Raw genomic sequence first — 15308 nt, forward strand, 5'->3', positions numbered from 1 at the left:
AAAACCAAATCAATTAATGGGTAAAATTATAGCCATTGCCAATCAAAAAGGAGGTGTAGGTAAAACAACAACCTCAATCAATTTAGCAGCATCATTAGGTGTACTTGAAAAAAAAGTACTACTTATCGATGCCGATCCGCAAGCCAATTCCACTTACGGTATTGGGCTTGACGTAGAAGCTGTCGAGATTGGAACCTATCAACTTTTTGAGCACGCAAACACAGCCAGAGAAGCTATTGTAAAAACAGACACACCAAATCTTGATATTATCCCAGCACATATCGACCTAGTAGCTATTGAAATAGAGTTGGTTGATAAAGAAGCACGGGAGTACATGCTAAAAAAAGCACTAGAATCTATAAAGGATGACTACGATTATATTTTAATAGATTGTGCGCCTTCTTTAGGCTTATTAACACTTAATGCGTTAACAGCCGCAGATTCTGTTATCATTCCAATTCAATGTGAATATTTTGCTTTAGAGGGTTTAGGTAAATTGTTGAATACCATTAAAAGCGTTCAAAAAATTCATAACACGGCATTAGATATTGAAGGGCTTTTACTCACCATGTACGACTCACGTTTACGTCTGTCAAATCAGGTCGTAGAAGAAGTGCAAAAGCACTTTAATGATATGGTGTTTGATACCATTATACAAAGAAATGTCAAGTTAAGTGAAGCGCCAAGTTATGGTGAAAACATTATTAACTATGATGCAGCAAGTAAAGGAGCTGCAAATTATTTAAGTTTAGCAAAAGAAATCATTAATAAAAACTCCTAAACATGGCGAAGGCAACAAAGAAACAGGCTTTAGGTAGAGGTCTTTCGGCTTTGCTGAAAGACCCAAGCAACGACATTCAATCTGTACAAGATAAAAACGCAGACAAAGTCATAGGTAATATTGTGGAATTGGAATTAGAGTCTATAGACATGAATCCGTTTCAACCACGTACTAATTTCAATGAAGAATCGCTACGTGAACTAGCCTCTTCTATAAAAGAGCTTGGTGTCATCCAACCCATAACCGTTAGAAAATTAGGTTTTGACAAATACCAATTGGTTTCTGGAGAGCGCCGTTATCGGGCGTCGTCTTTAATTGGTTTAGAAACCATTCCAGCCTACATTAGAATAGCTAATGATCAGGAAAGTTTAGAGATGGCTTTGGTTGAAAACATTCAACGTCAAGATTTAGACCCTATTGAAATTGCACTCTCTTATCAACGTTTAATAGACGAAATCAATCTAACACAGGAGCAAATGAGCGACCGCGTTGGAAAAAAACGGTCGACGATTGCAAACTATTTACGTTTATTGAAATTAGACCCTATTGTTCAAACAGGCATGCGTGACGGTTTTTTATCTATGGGTCATGGTCGTGCTATTATTAATATTGAAGATCAACCGACACAATTGGCTATTTACGAGAAAATTTTAGCTAATAAATTATCGGTTCGTGAAACAGAAGCCTTGGTAAAAAACTACAATACGACAAAAGAAGTTAAAGTTCCCAAAAGAGCGACCGAAACAGAAGAATTGCCAAAATATGTTAAAAAGGGCATCACCGCATTTTCTGAATACTTTGGACATAAAATAGACGTTAAAGTATCTACCAATGGCAAAGGAAAAATAACCATTCCTTTTCATTCTGAAGAAGATTTTAATCGTATTAAAAAGTTAGTTCAAGGTGCTGAATAAACCGCTTATTGTCCTCCTTTATTTTCTATGTCTTTGTTTTTCTACAGAAGCTCAAAACGAAAAAAAAGAGACACCGCTATAGGAGCCAATAAAGAGCTTAAAGTCGTTCTAGATTCAACTCTAGTAAAGAAACCAATAGATCCCTTGGCGCCCTCTCGAGCAGCTTTCTACTCAGCGGTTTTACCTGGTTTGGGCCAAGCTTACAATAAAAAATATTGGAAAATCCCTATCGTTTATGCCGCTTTGGGTACAGGCATTTATTTTTATACTACCAATAACAAAGATTACAAACGAGTTAGAGAGGCTTACAAACGTAGACTCGCAGGTTTTGAAGATGATGAGTTTCAAGGACGTTTTACTGATGATGGGTTAAGAGAAGCTCAAAAATCACTGCGTAGAAATAAAGAATTATCACTTTTAGTCACTGTAGGATTATATGCTTTAAATATTATAGATGCTAATGTGGATGCCCATTTGCTACAATATAATATTGATGATGATCTTACTTTAAAACCACATTATAAAATTGATGCCTTTGATAACACAGGTAGTTTGGGTCTTACATTAAATTTTAAGATTCATTAATTTTCTAACTATTAATGAGGTTTTTTCCCGATAGTATGAAATAATTAAAACTAAAATCAGATTCCTTTCCTCAACGGAATGCAAATAAAATTTTATATGAAAATCGCTTTACTAGGCTATGGTAAAATGGGTAAAACAATAGAAGCAATTGCGCTAGAACGCGGTCATACTATTGTTTTAAAAACTTCTAAAACTGTAAATCAAGCCATTAAAAACGCAGATGTTGCTATAGATTTTAGTATCCCTGGCGCAGCTGTTAATAATATTACTCATTGTATTAATCATAACATTCCTGTAATTTACGGTACTACTGGTTGGTTAGACCAGTATGATCGCATGGTGCAATTGTGTCACGAAAAGCAAGGTGCCTTTATTTATGCTTCAAATTTTAGTTTAGGCGTGAATATCTTTTTCCAACTCAATAAAAGTTTAGCAAAAATGATGGCTACTTTAAAAGACTATGCCGTGAGTTTAGAAGAAATTCATCACACACAAAAACTAGACGCTCCAAGTGGTACTGCCATATCATTAGCTAATGACATTATTAAGAATCATGATAGTTACAACCACTGGGCACTCGATCAAAACCAAGAAAAAACAATCCCTATTACAGCAAAACGTATAGAAAACGTTGCTGGCACGCATACGGTAACATACACCAGTGAAGTAGATACTCTAGAAATTAAACATACTGCTCATAGCAGGCAAGGATTTGCTTTAGGTGCTGTCGTTGCTGCAGAATGGTTGCATGGCAAAGTAGGCGTTTTTACTATGAAAGACGTATTAAATATTGGTTAAACCGAAATAAAATTGTAACATTTGCTATTAGAAAATGACTTATAGTAAATAAAAAATATTGAGATTATGAATGGTACACAATGGTTGATTTTTTTCATGATAATACAAGTCTTTCATGGCTTAGGCACTTGGAAATTATATGTAAAGGCCGGCCGACAAGCATGGGAAGCTTTTATTCCGGTTTACAATGCTGTGATTTTAATGAAAATTATTAGACGCCCATGGTGGTGGACCATCTTACTTTTTTTACCCATTGTAAATTTGATTATGTTCCCTGTGGTTTGGGTTGAAACCGCTCGTAGTTTTGGTAAAAACTCTAATTTAGACACCTTGTTATCCATCATCACTTTAGGCTTTTACAATTTCTATTTAAGCTACGCTGCTAACGACGTTATTTATATAGAAGACCGTAGTTTACAACCCCGATCTGGTGCAGGTGATTGGGTGAGCTCTATTTTATTCGCTATTGTGGCCGCCACTATTGTGCATACGTATTTTATTCAACCCTTTGTCATTCCGTCTTCTTCTTTAGAAAAATCGCTTTTAATTGGTGACTTCCTTTTTGTTAGTAAAGTAAACTATGGTGCTAGAATACCAATGACCACGGTAGCATTACCCATGGTGCACGATTCTATTCCTATGACTAAGAGCAAATCGTATTTATTTAACGATAATTTCGAAGCGCGTAAGACCTCATGGAAAAACAAATTACAATTACCCTATTTACGTTTTCCCAGTTTTGAAAACATAGACCGTAATGAAATCGTCGTGTTTAATCAGCCAGCAGACACCTTGCTAGATATGAATGATTTTACACCGGACCGAAACTATTACAAACCTATCGACAAGAAAACCAATTTGGTTAAACGTTGCATTGGCATCCCTGGAGACACGCTTGAAATTAAAAATGGTTACGCTTATATAAACGGAAAGAAGAATGACTTACCAGAACGCGCTAAGCTTCAGTTTTTTCATACCATAAAGACTAAAGCTAATATTCAAGCCCTTTTTAATACCTACGGCATAAGTGAAAGTCAAGAAATTCCAGTTTTCGAAGTGAAATCTGAGTTTTGGAATGACGAAAAATTTCAAGAGTATCTAAAAACGGATAACATCGCTCTAGATGTAGTCGCTGCAGATTCTTTAACCACACGGGTTACAGGTGGGATGACACAACGAATTTTCGATAAATTGAACGTAAAAATTGTCGATAAGTTCTATAACGCCAATATGACTGAAGCACTCGCCGCAAAAATAGCACAAGACCCCTCAGTTATTTCTGTTGAAAAGACAAATTCTAAAACATCAAACCCTAATTTATTTCCACAAGATTCTGAATATACTTTTAGTGTTGACAATTTTGGCCCCATTTACATACCCGAATCTGGTAAAAGCATTGATTTAACAATACAAAATCTACCACTTTACAAACGTGTTATTAGTGAGTACGAAGGCAATACAGTGACCTCTAGAGGGAATCAAATTTTAATTAACGGAGAAGTCGCTACAAGTTATACCTTTAAACAAAACTATTATTGGATGATGGGTGATAACAGACAAAATTCGATAGATTCGCGTTTTTGGGGGTTTGTACCGTTTGATCACGTTGTTGGGAAGCCTGTTTTAATCTGGTTTAGTTACGATTGGAATACCAAAAGAATACGTTGGGAAAGACTATTTACAACGGTTCACGGCGATGGTAAACCAGTATCGTACCTCATACCTGTATTGTTGTTAATTGGAGGATTGGTAGCCTTTAATCGTTTTAGGAAACGAAAGAAAGAGACTAAATAGTTTATTGGTCCTTCCTGCGAAGGCAGAAAGGACCAATAATTAATAAAAAACAGATTCCTGCCTTTTCACGGAATGACATCTTTGCATTAAATGAATATTCTAATCCATCCGGGATATTTCCCAAACATCGCGACTTTTGTAGCTATTGCTAAGGCGAAACATGTGGTATTAGAAGTTCAGGATAATTACCAAAAACAAACCTATAGAAACCGTTGCTATATTTATGGAGCCAACGGTAGATTACAGTTGAGTATCCCGGTTATTTATACACAAAAAAACAGACAAAAATATGCTGATGTTACCATTGCAAACACCTATAACTGGCAAGATATCCATTGGAAATCTTTAGAATCGGCTTACAGGACGTCTCCTTTCTTTGAGTTTTATGCTGATGAATTACAGCCTCTATTTACAGAAACGTTTGACTCCCTTTTAGCTTTCAATTTGAAATGCTTTGTCGTAATTTGTGATTGTCTTCAATTAGATTTATCTATTTCTAAAACAGTCAGTTTTGACAAATCACCCAAAGACATTGAAGATTTGAGGGCTTTAGTAGACGCCAAAAAAGAAAAATTTCCATCTTTTGAAAATTACACGCAAGTGTTTAGTAATACGCATGGTTACCTCAATAACTTAAGTATTTTAGACTTGCTTTTTAATGAAGGCCCAAATGCATTGTCCTATTTAGAATCGCAAAAAACAAACTAATGGTACAGTCAAGTATTCATTATGGCATTCATTTTTTAGGACCCCTTGTGGTCGCACTTTTATTTTTTAAATCGCATTGGTTGAAAGCTTATATTATTATGGCATTAGGAATCCTGATAGACTTAGATCATCTATTAGCAACTCCGGTCTTTGATAGTCAACGTTGTAGTATTAATTACCATCCGCTTCACTCCTACTATGCTATGGTTGTTTATCTTTTGCTAGTCTTGCCGAAGAAAACCAGATGGATAGGATTGGGGTTGGTTATCCATATTGTTGCTGATAGTGTAGATTGTAATATGATGTAATCTATTAACAAATGCCGCGCTAATACACGAAGCTCAAAACCTCTTTTTTCTATGTCCTTCAATACCGTTTCAAAGGATGTCAGAAAATAAGATTTAAATTTACACTGTTTACTAAATAGGATATTCTAAAAACTGACCCAAAAAAGGAGATACTTTTTACGGAAGACTCAATGTAGCCATAACCGGATAGTGATCGCTATACTGAACATTGTAGGTTTTAAAACCATTTATAGAAAATGCTTTATCAACGAGTATAAAATCAATACGCATGGGAAAGAACTTAAAGTTATACGTTCTACCAAATCCGTTCCCAGCCACTTTAAAGGTGTCTTTTAAATCCCCTTTTATTTTTTTATATACGTAAGAGAATGCTGTATTATTAAAATCACCACAAACAATCATTTTATAGGAACACTGCTTTTTATGACGCGAAAACAACTCAGACTGAAACTGCTGTGTTTTAAAGGTTTGTCCTACCCCTTCAAATAGCTTTTCACCATCTTCTTTTGCTAAATTCTGAACATCTGCGTCAATATGTAGCGATTGTAAATGTATATTATAAATACGTATGGTATCATTGCCCTTTACGATATCTGCATAAATAGCATTATTAGACGTGTTTGGGAATTCTATTGAGCGCGTAGCGTACTATAGGCAATTTTGAAAAAATAGCTTGTCCGTAGGTTTTCTGTTCTCCTAGCAGGTTTTCATATTTATACGGGTATTGCGATAAATCTATAACTTCTCGCTTGTGATATTCTTGAAGCGACAACACATCCGGAGATTCCGATTTTATAAAATCAATAAGTTTTTTTCAGGTGTCCTTCTCTGAAATCCATTCATACAAATTAAACAATCTCACGTTATAATTCATTATGGATATATTATTTTCATCTTCACTCATTTTAGATTGAGAAAACTTATATAAAGAGCCAAAAGAAAAATAGCCAATGGCTAAAACCAATAATGATAAAAGCAACTGTTTTTTAATTTTCACCAACCAATACACAAAAAACAAGGCATTGACAACAATAAGAAAGGGTGCGCCTAAACCAATAACAGATAGCGCTGAAAATGTTTTTGGAGGCAGAAAAGGCAATAGGTATGATAATAACAATGCAAAGGCGACGAGTGAGTTAATGAAAAATAATACTTTATCAAAAAACTTGAGTTTCTTCATATTATTTTCCAACTTTAAATAAAAATTCCTTTTCAGACGCGGTTAAGCTGTCATAGCCACTTTTGCTTATCTTATCTAATATAGCATCGATTTGCTTCTGTTTTTCCAACGCACTAAACTCACCAGTAGTATACCCCCCTACTTTAGATTTTTTTTTATGTACTGTTTTAAGGTTGCCTTTTTTTCTAGGTTTAAACCATCCTGCTACTGCATCTGTACTACGTTCAAAACCTTTACCAATATCATTCCCTTGCGCTAACTGTTTAGCATAAACATAGCCCAATAAAGCCCCTCCTAAATGCGCCAAATTACCACCGCCATTGGTTCCAAAAACACCTATTATATCAAAAACGACTAAAACGGCACCAATATGCCAAATTTTAATATTAAAATTTAAGATTCGAATGTCACTGTTAGGGTTATACGCACATAAGAATATAAATAGGGCCCGAACAGCCGCACTTGCTCCAACTAAGGGAAAGTAGTTTTTTGAAAAAAAAGAAGGAAACACATTGTAACCAATTAAAAAGACTAATCCCCCGGCAATAGCCCCTAAAAAATAAATACTCACTGCCGTTTTTGCCTTGAACAGATTTAATAGCATTCGGAACAGTAATACAACCAAATCATATTAAATAATAGATGCAGAAAACCATAATGTAAAAAGGCATAGCTGACAATGGACCAAGGTTGCATTAAGGCATCAAAAAAATGCGAGGCAATTCAAAGTACCTGAACACGCCTGGAATAATACGTCTAAACACCAAACCAAAAAGAAAAACACCAACGTTAACAACGATTAGTTTTTCAAGAATGTTTAATCTTGCTAGCTTGTATTTGATATCTTCTATTAGGTCACTCATTAATCGATTCTATATTTACTTCTTAAATTCTTTTTCCAAAAATACATAATTACAAAACCTACAAATGCACCGCCAACGTGTGCCATATATGCAGTATTACTTGGACTAAAAAAGGATTGACCTGTTAACGCCGATATGACATCCAGTAGTATAATTCCCGGAATAAAATATTTTGCTTTAATGGGTATCGGTAAAAAAATAAGCATGAGTTCTGCATTAGGATTGAGCATCCCAAAAGCAACCAATATACCCATAATACAACCCGAAGCCCCAACCATGGAAGCATTATAGGTTTGATATACACTATTTATTTGTTCTTCTTGCAATGGATTTGTTTGAAAATTCCATTGGCCGGTATTCATAATATCCATTATGCGATCAAAGGAAATTCCGGAAGCTTGCAACTCTGAAAGTAAATGAGAATAGTTAAAGTAATGATATCCTAATTGGAATAATACAGCGCCTAAACCTGCTGCGAAATACAAAATAAGAAAGCGTTTAGCTCCCAAACTTTGTTCAACGGCTGAACCAAACATCCACAAGGCAAACATATTAAATAATAAATGCATAAACCCGCCATGCATAAACATATGTGATACGATCTGCCACGGTTTAAATAAGTCATTAGCTGGAAAGTACAATGCTAGCCACTTATATAAGAAATCATTACTACCTATAAGAGTGCCAACAAATAAAATGACGTTCAGTATCAATAAATGCTTAACAGTTTCAGTTATCTTAATCATAGTTTACACAAATTTTTTATCGAGTTCATCAACGGTCATTGTCATAAAGGTTGCCCGGTTGCTTGGTGAAACGCTAGGTGCTTTACACGCAAATAAGGCGTTTACCAAATGTTCTTGTTCAGGTATTGTAAGTGACTGACCTGTTTTTATAGCCAAGGTTTTAGCCAACGATTTGGCTAATAAATCGGTCGCACTAAAGTTACTGTCTCGGCACTTCATTTTCTACATCGCTAATGAGTTGTTCTAGAATAATAGACACTTCACTTTCAGGAACACTCACAGGCACACCCGTAATCTCTACTAATTCTTCTTTTAAGGTTTGAAACACAAACCCTGTATGTTCTAAATCGGCTTTTAGCTGACTGATAATTTCAATTTCCTGAGGTGAAAAATGCAATTGTAGCGGAAACAATAATTGCTGACTCATCGCTTCTTTAACCGTAATATTCTTTAAAAAATCTTCATATAATACCCGTTGATGCGCCCGGTGTTGATCAATAAATAGCACGCCCGATTTAATGGTACTCACCACATATTTATTATGAAATTGATAGGTACTTTGCTTCTGTTCTACTGGTGTGCCATTATCAAAAATAGAAGCATTTTTTTGCTCACTTTCATACTGCACTTCACTGTAATCTTGCGGGGTTTGGGTACCCTTACTCTCTAAACCTACGTAAAGACTTTCCCAATGCGCCACCGGCTCCTTTCTATAGTTTGGAGCTTGCTTTACAGTCTGCTTATTTTCATCAGCAAAGGGATTAAAACTACGATCCACACTTACAGAAGGTGTTCCTTTTTGTTGATAGCTATAAGGCGTATCCAAATTAGCATCGCGGTCAAAATCTAAAACTGGCGCTATATTAAATTGCCCCAAGCTATGCTTTACTGCTGAGCGCAATATAGCATATAGAGTATGCTCATCGTCAAACTTAATCTCTGTTTTTGTAGGATGAATATTAATATCTATAGTTTGTGGGTTTACCTTTAAATTCAAGAAATAACTGGCATGTGCGCCATCTTTTAAAAGGCCATCAAAGGCAGATCCTATCGCATGATTTAAATAAGCACTTTTAATAAACCGATCATTAACAAAAAAGAATTGCTCTCCTCTCGATTTTTTTCGCAAACTCCGGTTTGCCAACAAACCCGGAGATTTTAAGCACCTCAGTATCTTCGTTAACAGGGACCAATTTTTCGTTTGTTTTGGCTCCGAAAATATTAACAATACGTTGTCTGTAATTACTTTCCGGCAAATTAAACACTTCACTCCCATTATGAAACATCACAAATCCTAAGCTAGGATGCGCTAGTGCTACACGATGAAATTCATCTATAATATGGCGTGTTTCAACAACATTAGACTTTAAAAAATTACGTCTTGCTGGAATATTAAAAAAAAGATTTTTAACAGAAAGAGACGTGCCTTTTGGAGCAACAACCACCTCTTGCGATTGCACCGCACTACCTTCTATTACAATACAAGTTCCAACATCATCTTGTTCTTGCCTCGTCTTCAACTCGACATGTGCAATAGCAGCAATACTGGCTAATGCTTCCCCGCGAAACCCTTTTGTATTTAATTGAAACAGATCATCCGCCGTTCTAATTTTAGACGTTGCATGACGCTCAAAACTCAAGCGAGCATCTGTTACGCTCATCCCATTCCCATCGTCAATCACTTGAACCAAGGTTTTTCCTGCGTCTTTAATAATCAGTTTTATATGGTTTGCACCAGCGTCAATGGCATTTTCAAGTAATTCTTTCACTACAGAAGCAGGCCGTTGCACGACTTCTCCTGCTGCGATTTGATTAGCAACATGATCTGGTAAGAGCTGAATAATATCTGCCATTTATAATTTTGAGAAAAAGATTGACAAATCGAAATCTATAATAAATAAAAAAAGAAGTATTAAAACAGAAATAATTATGATAATGCGCCTATTTGCAGATTTGTCAGGAGCGTTTCTTAACTCATGTAAAGCAGAACTAAATTTCGATTTAATGCCACCACTGCTACCAACGGTTGACCTGTAATCATCAAACTTATGTTTCATTTCAAACGGACTCCCGTCCCCACTTCCTTTATAATAGCGCGGCGTATAATTATAACGTTTGTTTTTTTTATGTGGAATAATGCCCATAATACTATCCTATTTATGTTTCTAAGTAGTAAAGTATAGCAATAATAATGCCTAATAGGAGTAATAAAAGCGGTAAAGTGATTCGCTTGCTCCTATCGGGACTTGTGCGTCCGGTTTTACCCCATTCACTGGAAACCTCTCGTAAAGCCTCATGCTTGTTTTTTTTCTCTGTAAGGTTCTCTTCAGAAAACCGTGACTGATAGTTAAACTTTTTATGCTTTCGTTGATTTAACACACTCTAATTTTAGCCTTATTATTACACTCAAAAATACTGAAAATACCGGAGACTTTAGGAGAGTTTTAGCTTAAATTTGTTAACAACCAATAATTAGTAAAGGGTTAACAGGAGTACCTTATTTGTGTGATGCTTATCCTAAAAATTAAAACGCTGTCTTAATAAGGATTATTGCTCATTTAAAAAGGCCATTTTGATCGCGGCTACCGCTGCTTCTGTACCTTTATTCCCATGAATTCCACCGGAACGGTCTATGGATTGTTGTATATTATTATCTGTTAACACACAAAAAATAACAGGAACATCATGTAATACATTCAAGTCCTTAATGCCTTGGGCAACCCCTTCACAAACAAAATCAAAATGCTTGGTTTCTCCTTGAATGACAGAACCAATAGCGATGACCACATCTACTCTTTGGCGTTGCATTTTTTTACAACCGTAAATAAGCTCGAAGCTTCCCGGTACATTCCAACGGGTGATATTTCCAGGCGCTACATTGTTTTCTAGTAATGTGTCATATGCACCTTTAAACAAGCCTTCTGTGATCGTATCATTCCATTCTGAAACAACAATCCCAAACCGATAATTACTCGCGTTTGGGATGGATGCTTTATCGTATTCAGATAAATTATTATTTGCTGTTGCCATATTTATTTTCCGTGAAAACGGAAATTTTGTTATTTATTTGACATCGCTTCTGCTTTTGCAATAAACACATCTACTTGAGAGGCTTCTATAACATCAGGATAGTTTTCTTTAATGGTATTAAAGTAGCCTAATGCCTCACTGGCATTACCAAGTTCTAAAGCAATCACTCCTGCTTTGTAGTAATAGGTAGGCGCTGTTAATTCATTATCACGCATTTTAGCCGCTTTCACATAGTACTTTAAAGCCTCTTCCTTTTGATCTAATTGAACAAAAGCATCTCCAATAGCACCTTTAGCCATTGGCCCAGTCGCTTCATCCTCGCTAGAATATTGATCTAAGTGTGTGATGGCGTTTTTGTAATCTTTCAAGTTTAAGTAAGCAACACCAGCATAGTAATTTGCTAAGTTAGCCGCTTCCGTTCCACTGTAGTTCTCAATAATGTCCAACATGCCGTATTTACCTTCACTACCCTTGAGTACTAAATTGTATAACGAGTCATTAGCCACGCCATTCACCGCTTCATTATATTGTTTCTGAGCGTGATACATTTCATTCATTGCTTCGGCCTGTGCTGGCTCCTTTATAAACTTCCGGTAACCCGGATAACCTAAAACTAAAGCTGCTACTATTCCAATAACGATAAAAATATACTTTTGATTTGAAGCAACAAAATCTTCTGTCCTGGAAGCTGTCTCGTCTAAAGTATTAAATACCTCAGCTGTTGTTGAGTTTTCTTCTAGGTTTGGATCATCTGCTGTATCCTTTATTTTTTCCTTCTTTGCTTTGTAACCTCTTTTATTGTACGTTGCCATTTATGTTTTATTTAATCGTCGCAAAAATAAAATTTTTCTTCATATATAAAAGGTTATTTATTTGTTATTTTGCACTTCTTATATATTAACAACATTAGCATACTTCCGTTTTTTCAAAATACCTATGATTTTAAAATCACTTTCCTTACTTAATTATAAGAATTTTGAGAGTAAATCCTTTACATTCAATGAAACCATCAATTGTTTGGTTGGCAACAATGGCGTAGGAAAAACGAATGTTTTAGATGCTATTTATCATCTTTCGTTTGGCAAAAGCTACTTTAACCCTATTGCCTCACAGAATATAAAACACGACACCGATTTTTTTGTAATCAATGGAGAATATAATAAACAAAATAAGGAAGAAAAGATTGTTATTAGTTTAAAACGCGGCCAAAAGAAAAGTATCAAGCGCAATGCAAAAGCCTACGAAAAATTCAGCGAACACATTGGATTCCTGCCTCTTGTCATTATTTCACCTGCAGATCGCGACTTAATCATTGAAGGTAGCGATACCCGTCGTAAATTTATAGATAGCGTGATTTCTCAAAGCGACGCGTCTTATTTAAACGATTTAATAAAATATAACAAAGCGTTAGGACAACGTAATGCACTACTTAAATATTTCGCATTGAACCATACGTTTAATGCGGATACCTTAGATATTTATAATGCGCAATTACATCAATATGGAACGGCTATTTTTCAAAAAAGAGAAGCTTTTTTAAAAACATTTATCTCCATTTTTAAAAAGCGTTATAAAGCCATTAGCAATGGAAATGAAGCCGTGGATTTGGTATATAAAAGTGATTTATTTGAGTGGGAGTTAAACACCCTTTTAAAACAAGTCATTAACAAAGATAAAGCGATACACTATACCAGTGTTGGCGTTCATAAAGACGATTTGATATTCAATATAGATGCACATCCCATAAAGAAATTTGGGAGTCAAGGCCAACAAAAATCGTTTTTAATCGCATTGAAATTAGCACAATTCGACTTTATTAAAGCCCGAGTGGTGTTAATCCCATTTTGTTATTAGATGATATTTTTGATAAGCTAGATGAAGCACGCGTGACACAAATAATCAAGTTGGTGGATGCCGAAAACTTTGGACAATTATTTATTAGTGACACGCATGCCGAACGTACAGAAAAAGCAATCAAACAAGTCCATCAATCGTATGAGATTTTTAAGCTCTAATTAATTAGTAATCCTTTATTTCCGAGCTCGAGACGATAATACCTTAAGTTTGGTTAAATGAATACAAAAAACACGTTATGAAACACTTATTAACTCTTTTAGTTTTAACACTTCTCTTGACTAGCTGTTCTAAAAACCCGGAACAGTTTATAGAGCACCTCAACGGGTACTGGGAAATAGAAAGCGTTACTTTAGCAGATGGAACAAAAAAAGAATATACTGTAAATGAAACCATCGATTTTATCACCATTACAGACAGTTTAAAGGGCTTTAGAAAAAAAATGCAGCCTAGATTTGATGGCAAATATGACACCTCTCACGCTATAGAAGCCTTAGAGCTAAGACTAGAAAATGACAGTTTAAATATATACTATACAACGCAATATGACCACTGGAAAGAAACGGTTTTAATGGCGAATACGCATCAATTACAAATTGTAAACCAAAATAACATCGTATATTTATACAAACGTTTTACACCTATTACCACAGAATAATTTAAAATAAATAAGGGTTTCCACTTTTCGAAAAAACAAGTATGGCAAAACGCAATAATAACATATTAAATATTCATGAGGCTTTACAAGACTTTGTAGAAACAAACAAGTTAGAAAAAGGCCTAGATAAAGTCAATGTTCGTGAGGCTTGGACGGATTTAATGGGCAACGGCGTGAATAATTATACAACAGCCATTGAGCTAAAGAACGATACGCTTTTTGTACAGCTAAGTTCTAGTGTTTTAAGAGAAGAATTAAGCTATGGTAAAGAAAAAATAATAACTATGCTTAACGAAGCTTTAGGCAAAACATTGGTCAAAAAATTAGTGCTACGCTAAAGAGTACCAAAGCATTACTAAAATAAAATCAAGAAGTAAAAATTCTTTTTTTAAATTAAAATATTATCTTTGAGTTATTATAAATTTAATTTTTTTTAAAATGGCTCAAGGCACAGTAAAATTTTTCAATGATTCTAAAGGGTTCGGTTTTATAACTGAAGACGGATCAGACAAAGACCATTTCGTACACATCTCTCGGTTTAATCGACGAAGTTCGTGAAGGAGATGCTGTAGAATTCGATTTACAAGAAGGAAGAAAAGGGATGAACGCAGTAAATGTAAAAGTTATATAATTATATATTCAACTTGCTTTTTTACAAAGAAAACCTATCAATTATTTGATGGGTTTTTTTTATTTCTAAAATTATCGTAAGAAATAATTAATTTCTTATAATAATGATATTATCTTTGCTAATAATTAATTTAAATTTTTATTACAATGAGTAAAGGCACAGTAAAATTCTTCAATGATTCTAAAGGTTTTGGTTTCATTACAGAAGAAGGTGTAAACAAAGACCATTTTGTACACATTTCAGGTTTAATCGACGAGATTCGCGAAGGTGATGAAGTTGAATTTGACTTACAAGAAGGTAAAAAAGGATTAAACGCAGTAAACGTAAAAGTAATTTAACATATACTACAGCACTTTTTTAAAGCAAAAGCCCACTCAATTGAGTGGGCTTTTCTTATTTTAAGCAGTGTGCTTTTACTGTTTTAATAATTTTATTACACCTTGAGCCTCTTCTGAAGT

Annotated in this window: 21 protein-coding genes and 3 pseudogenes; 12 read left to right on the forward strand and 12 right to left on the reverse strand. The window is 34.9% G+C overall.

The genetic code is table 11. The features are described 5' to 3' along the window. Positions 1–16: 16 nt before the first annotated feature. From N7U66_RS06890 to N7U66_RS06920, 7 genes are all read left to right on the forward strand, one after another. The gene (locus N7U66_RS06890) at positions 17–781 is read left to right on the forward strand and encodes a ParA family protein (protein ID WP_267677863.1); all 765 of its coding nucleotides are present in this window, start codon (positions 17–19) and stop codon (positions 779–781) included. 2 nt (positions 782–783) lie between these two features. Then, positions 784–1695 (forward strand): ParB/RepB/Spo0J family partition protein, encoded by a 912-nt coding sequence (locus N7U66_RS06895; RefSeq protein ID WP_267677864.1) that lies wholly within the window; start codon positions 784–786, stop codon positions 1693–1695. Between the two features lie 27 nt (positions 1696–1722). After that, the gene (locus tag N7U66_RS06900; RefSeq protein ID WP_267677865.1) at positions 1723–2280 is read left to right on the forward strand and encodes a DUF5683 domain-containing protein; all 558 of its coding nucleotides are present in this window, start codon (positions 1723–1725) and stop codon (positions 2278–2280) included. 96 nt (positions 2281–2376) lie between these two features. Then, entirely contained in the window at positions 2377–3078 is a 702-nt protein-coding gene (gene dapB / locus N7U66_RS06905; protein ID WP_267677866.1) for a 4-hydroxy-tetrahydrodipicolinate reductase, read from the forward strand. Positions 3079–3144: 66 nt separating this feature from the next. Next, a complete protein-coding gene (lepB, locus tag N7U66_RS06910; protein WP_267677867.1) occupies positions 3145–4872 on the forward strand; it encodes a signal peptidase I in 1728 nt (575 codons plus the stop codon). Positions 4873–4962: 90 nt separating this feature from the next. Continuing rightward, positions 4963–5580, forward strand: a complete 618-nt coding sequence (locus N7U66_RS06915) for a WbqC family protein (RefSeq protein ID WP_267677868.1) — start codon at positions 4963–4965, stop codon at positions 5578–5580. Then, positions 5580–5888, forward strand: a complete 309-nt coding sequence (locus N7U66_RS06920; protein ID WP_267677869.1) for a DUF6122 family protein — start codon at positions 5580–5582, stop codon at positions 5886–5888. The genes N7U66_RS06915 and N7U66_RS06920 overlap by 1 nt, the downstream gene beginning before the upstream one ends. Positions 5889–6044: 156 nt before the next feature. On the opposite strand, the gene N7U66_RS06925 is transcribed toward N7U66_RS06920, so the two are convergent. The 12 genes and pseudogenes from N7U66_RS06925 to N7U66_RS06965 form a co-directional block, all read right to left on the reverse strand. Continuing rightward, complete coding sequence (locus N7U66_RS06925) at positions 6045–6290, reverse strand: endonuclease/exonuclease/phosphatase family protein (RefSeq protein WP_267677870.1); 246 nt, start codon at positions 6288–6290, stop codon at positions 6045–6047. 208 nt (positions 6291–6498) lie between these two features. Continuing rightward, a complete protein-coding gene (locus N7U66_RS22485) occupies positions 6499–6663 on the reverse strand; it encodes a hypothetical protein (protein WP_390886628.1) in 165 nt (54 codons plus the stop codon). Between the two features lie 39 nt (positions 6664–6702). Continuing rightward, positions 6703–7068: a hypothetical protein gene (locus N7U66_RS06930; RefSeq protein WP_267677871.1), complete on the reverse strand. Its 366-nt coding sequence runs from the start codon at positions 7066–7068 to the stop codon at positions 6703–6705. 1 nt (position 7069) lies between these two features. After that, positions 7070–7639, reverse strand: coding sequence for a rhomboid family intramembrane serine protease (locus N7U66_RS06935; protein WP_313791447.1), 570 nt, complete (start codon positions 7637–7639; stop codon positions 7070–7072). 23 nt (positions 7640–7662) lie between these two features. Next, positions 7663–7764: a rhomboid family intramembrane serine protease gene (locus N7U66_RS22490; protein ID WP_390886629.1), complete on the reverse strand. Its 102-nt coding sequence runs from the start codon at positions 7762–7764 to the stop codon at positions 7663–7665. After that, a complete protein-coding gene (locus tag N7U66_RS21515) occupies positions 7764–7931 on the reverse strand; it encodes a hypothetical protein (RefSeq protein WP_313791448.1) in 168 nt (55 codons plus the stop codon). The genes N7U66_RS22490 and N7U66_RS21515 overlap by 1 nt, the downstream gene beginning before the upstream one ends. Beyond that, positions 7931–8677 (reverse strand): rhomboid family intramembrane serine protease, encoded by a 747-nt coding sequence (locus tag N7U66_RS06940; RefSeq protein WP_267677872.1) that lies wholly within the window; start codon positions 8675–8677, stop codon positions 7931–7933. The genes N7U66_RS21515 and N7U66_RS06940 overlap by 1 nt, the downstream gene beginning before the upstream one ends. A gap of 3 nt (positions 8678–8680) precedes the next feature. Next, positions 8681–10530 (reverse strand): annotated as a pseudogene (mutL, locus tag N7U66_RS06945) (DNA mismatch repair endonuclease MutL). Next, positions 10531–10821 (reverse strand): riboflavin synthase subunit beta, encoded by a 291-nt coding sequence (locus tag N7U66_RS06950; protein ID WP_267677873.1) that lies wholly within the window; start codon positions 10819–10821, stop codon positions 10531–10533. 13 nt (positions 10822–10834) lie between these two features. Beyond that, on the reverse strand, positions 10835–11056 hold the full coding sequence (locus N7U66_RS06955; RefSeq protein ID WP_267677874.1) for a hypothetical protein: 222 nt from the start codon (positions 11054–11056) through the stop codon (positions 10835–10837). A 168-nt stretch (positions 11057–11224) separates the two neighbouring features. Next, positions 11225–11707 carry a 6,7-dimethyl-8-ribityllumazine synthase gene (gene ribH, locus N7U66_RS06960; protein ID WP_267677875.1) on the reverse strand — a complete coding sequence of 161 codons (483 nt, stop codon included), beginning with the start codon at positions 11705–11707 and terminating at the stop codon, positions 11225–11227. 29 nt (positions 11708–11736) lie between these two features. Next, on the reverse strand, positions 11737–12519 hold the full coding sequence (locus N7U66_RS06965) for a tetratricopeptide repeat protein (RefSeq protein ID WP_267677876.1): 783 nt from the start codon (positions 12517–12519) through the stop codon (positions 11737–11739). A gap of 124 nt (positions 12520–12643) precedes the next feature. Here N7U66_RS06965 and recF point away from each other — a divergent pair. The 5 genes and pseudogenes from recF to N7U66_RS06990 all read left to right on the forward strand — a co-directional run bounded on the left by recF (position 12644) and on the right by N7U66_RS06990 (position 15188). Further along, a pseudogene (gene recF, locus N7U66_RS06970) lies at positions 12644–13722 on the forward strand (DNA replication/repair protein RecF). Between the two features lie 77 nt (positions 13723–13799). Next, positions 13800–14219 (forward strand): lipocalin family protein, encoded by a 420-nt coding sequence (locus N7U66_RS06975; RefSeq protein WP_267677878.1) that lies wholly within the window; start codon positions 13800–13802, stop codon positions 14217–14219. Positions 14220–14260: 41 nt separating this feature from the next. Continuing rightward, complete coding sequence (locus N7U66_RS06980) at positions 14261–14557, forward strand: DUF721 domain-containing protein (protein ID WP_267677879.1); 297 nt, start codon at positions 14261–14263, stop codon at positions 14555–14557. Positions 14558–14657: 100 nt separating this feature from the next. Further along, a pseudogene (locus tag N7U66_RS06985) lies at positions 14658–14850 on the forward strand (cold-shock protein). Between the two features lie 146 nt (positions 14851–14996). Next, complete coding sequence (locus N7U66_RS06990; protein WP_044403567.1) at positions 14997–15188, forward strand: cold-shock protein; 192 nt, start codon at positions 14997–14999, stop codon at positions 15186–15188. Positions 15189–15308: the final 120 nt, after the last annotated feature.

The sequence above is a fragment of the Lacinutrix neustonica genome, assembly GCF_026625145.1.
Lineage (GTDB): Bacteria > Bacteroidota > Bacteroidia > Flavobacteriales > Flavobacteriaceae > Lacinutrix > Lacinutrix neustonica.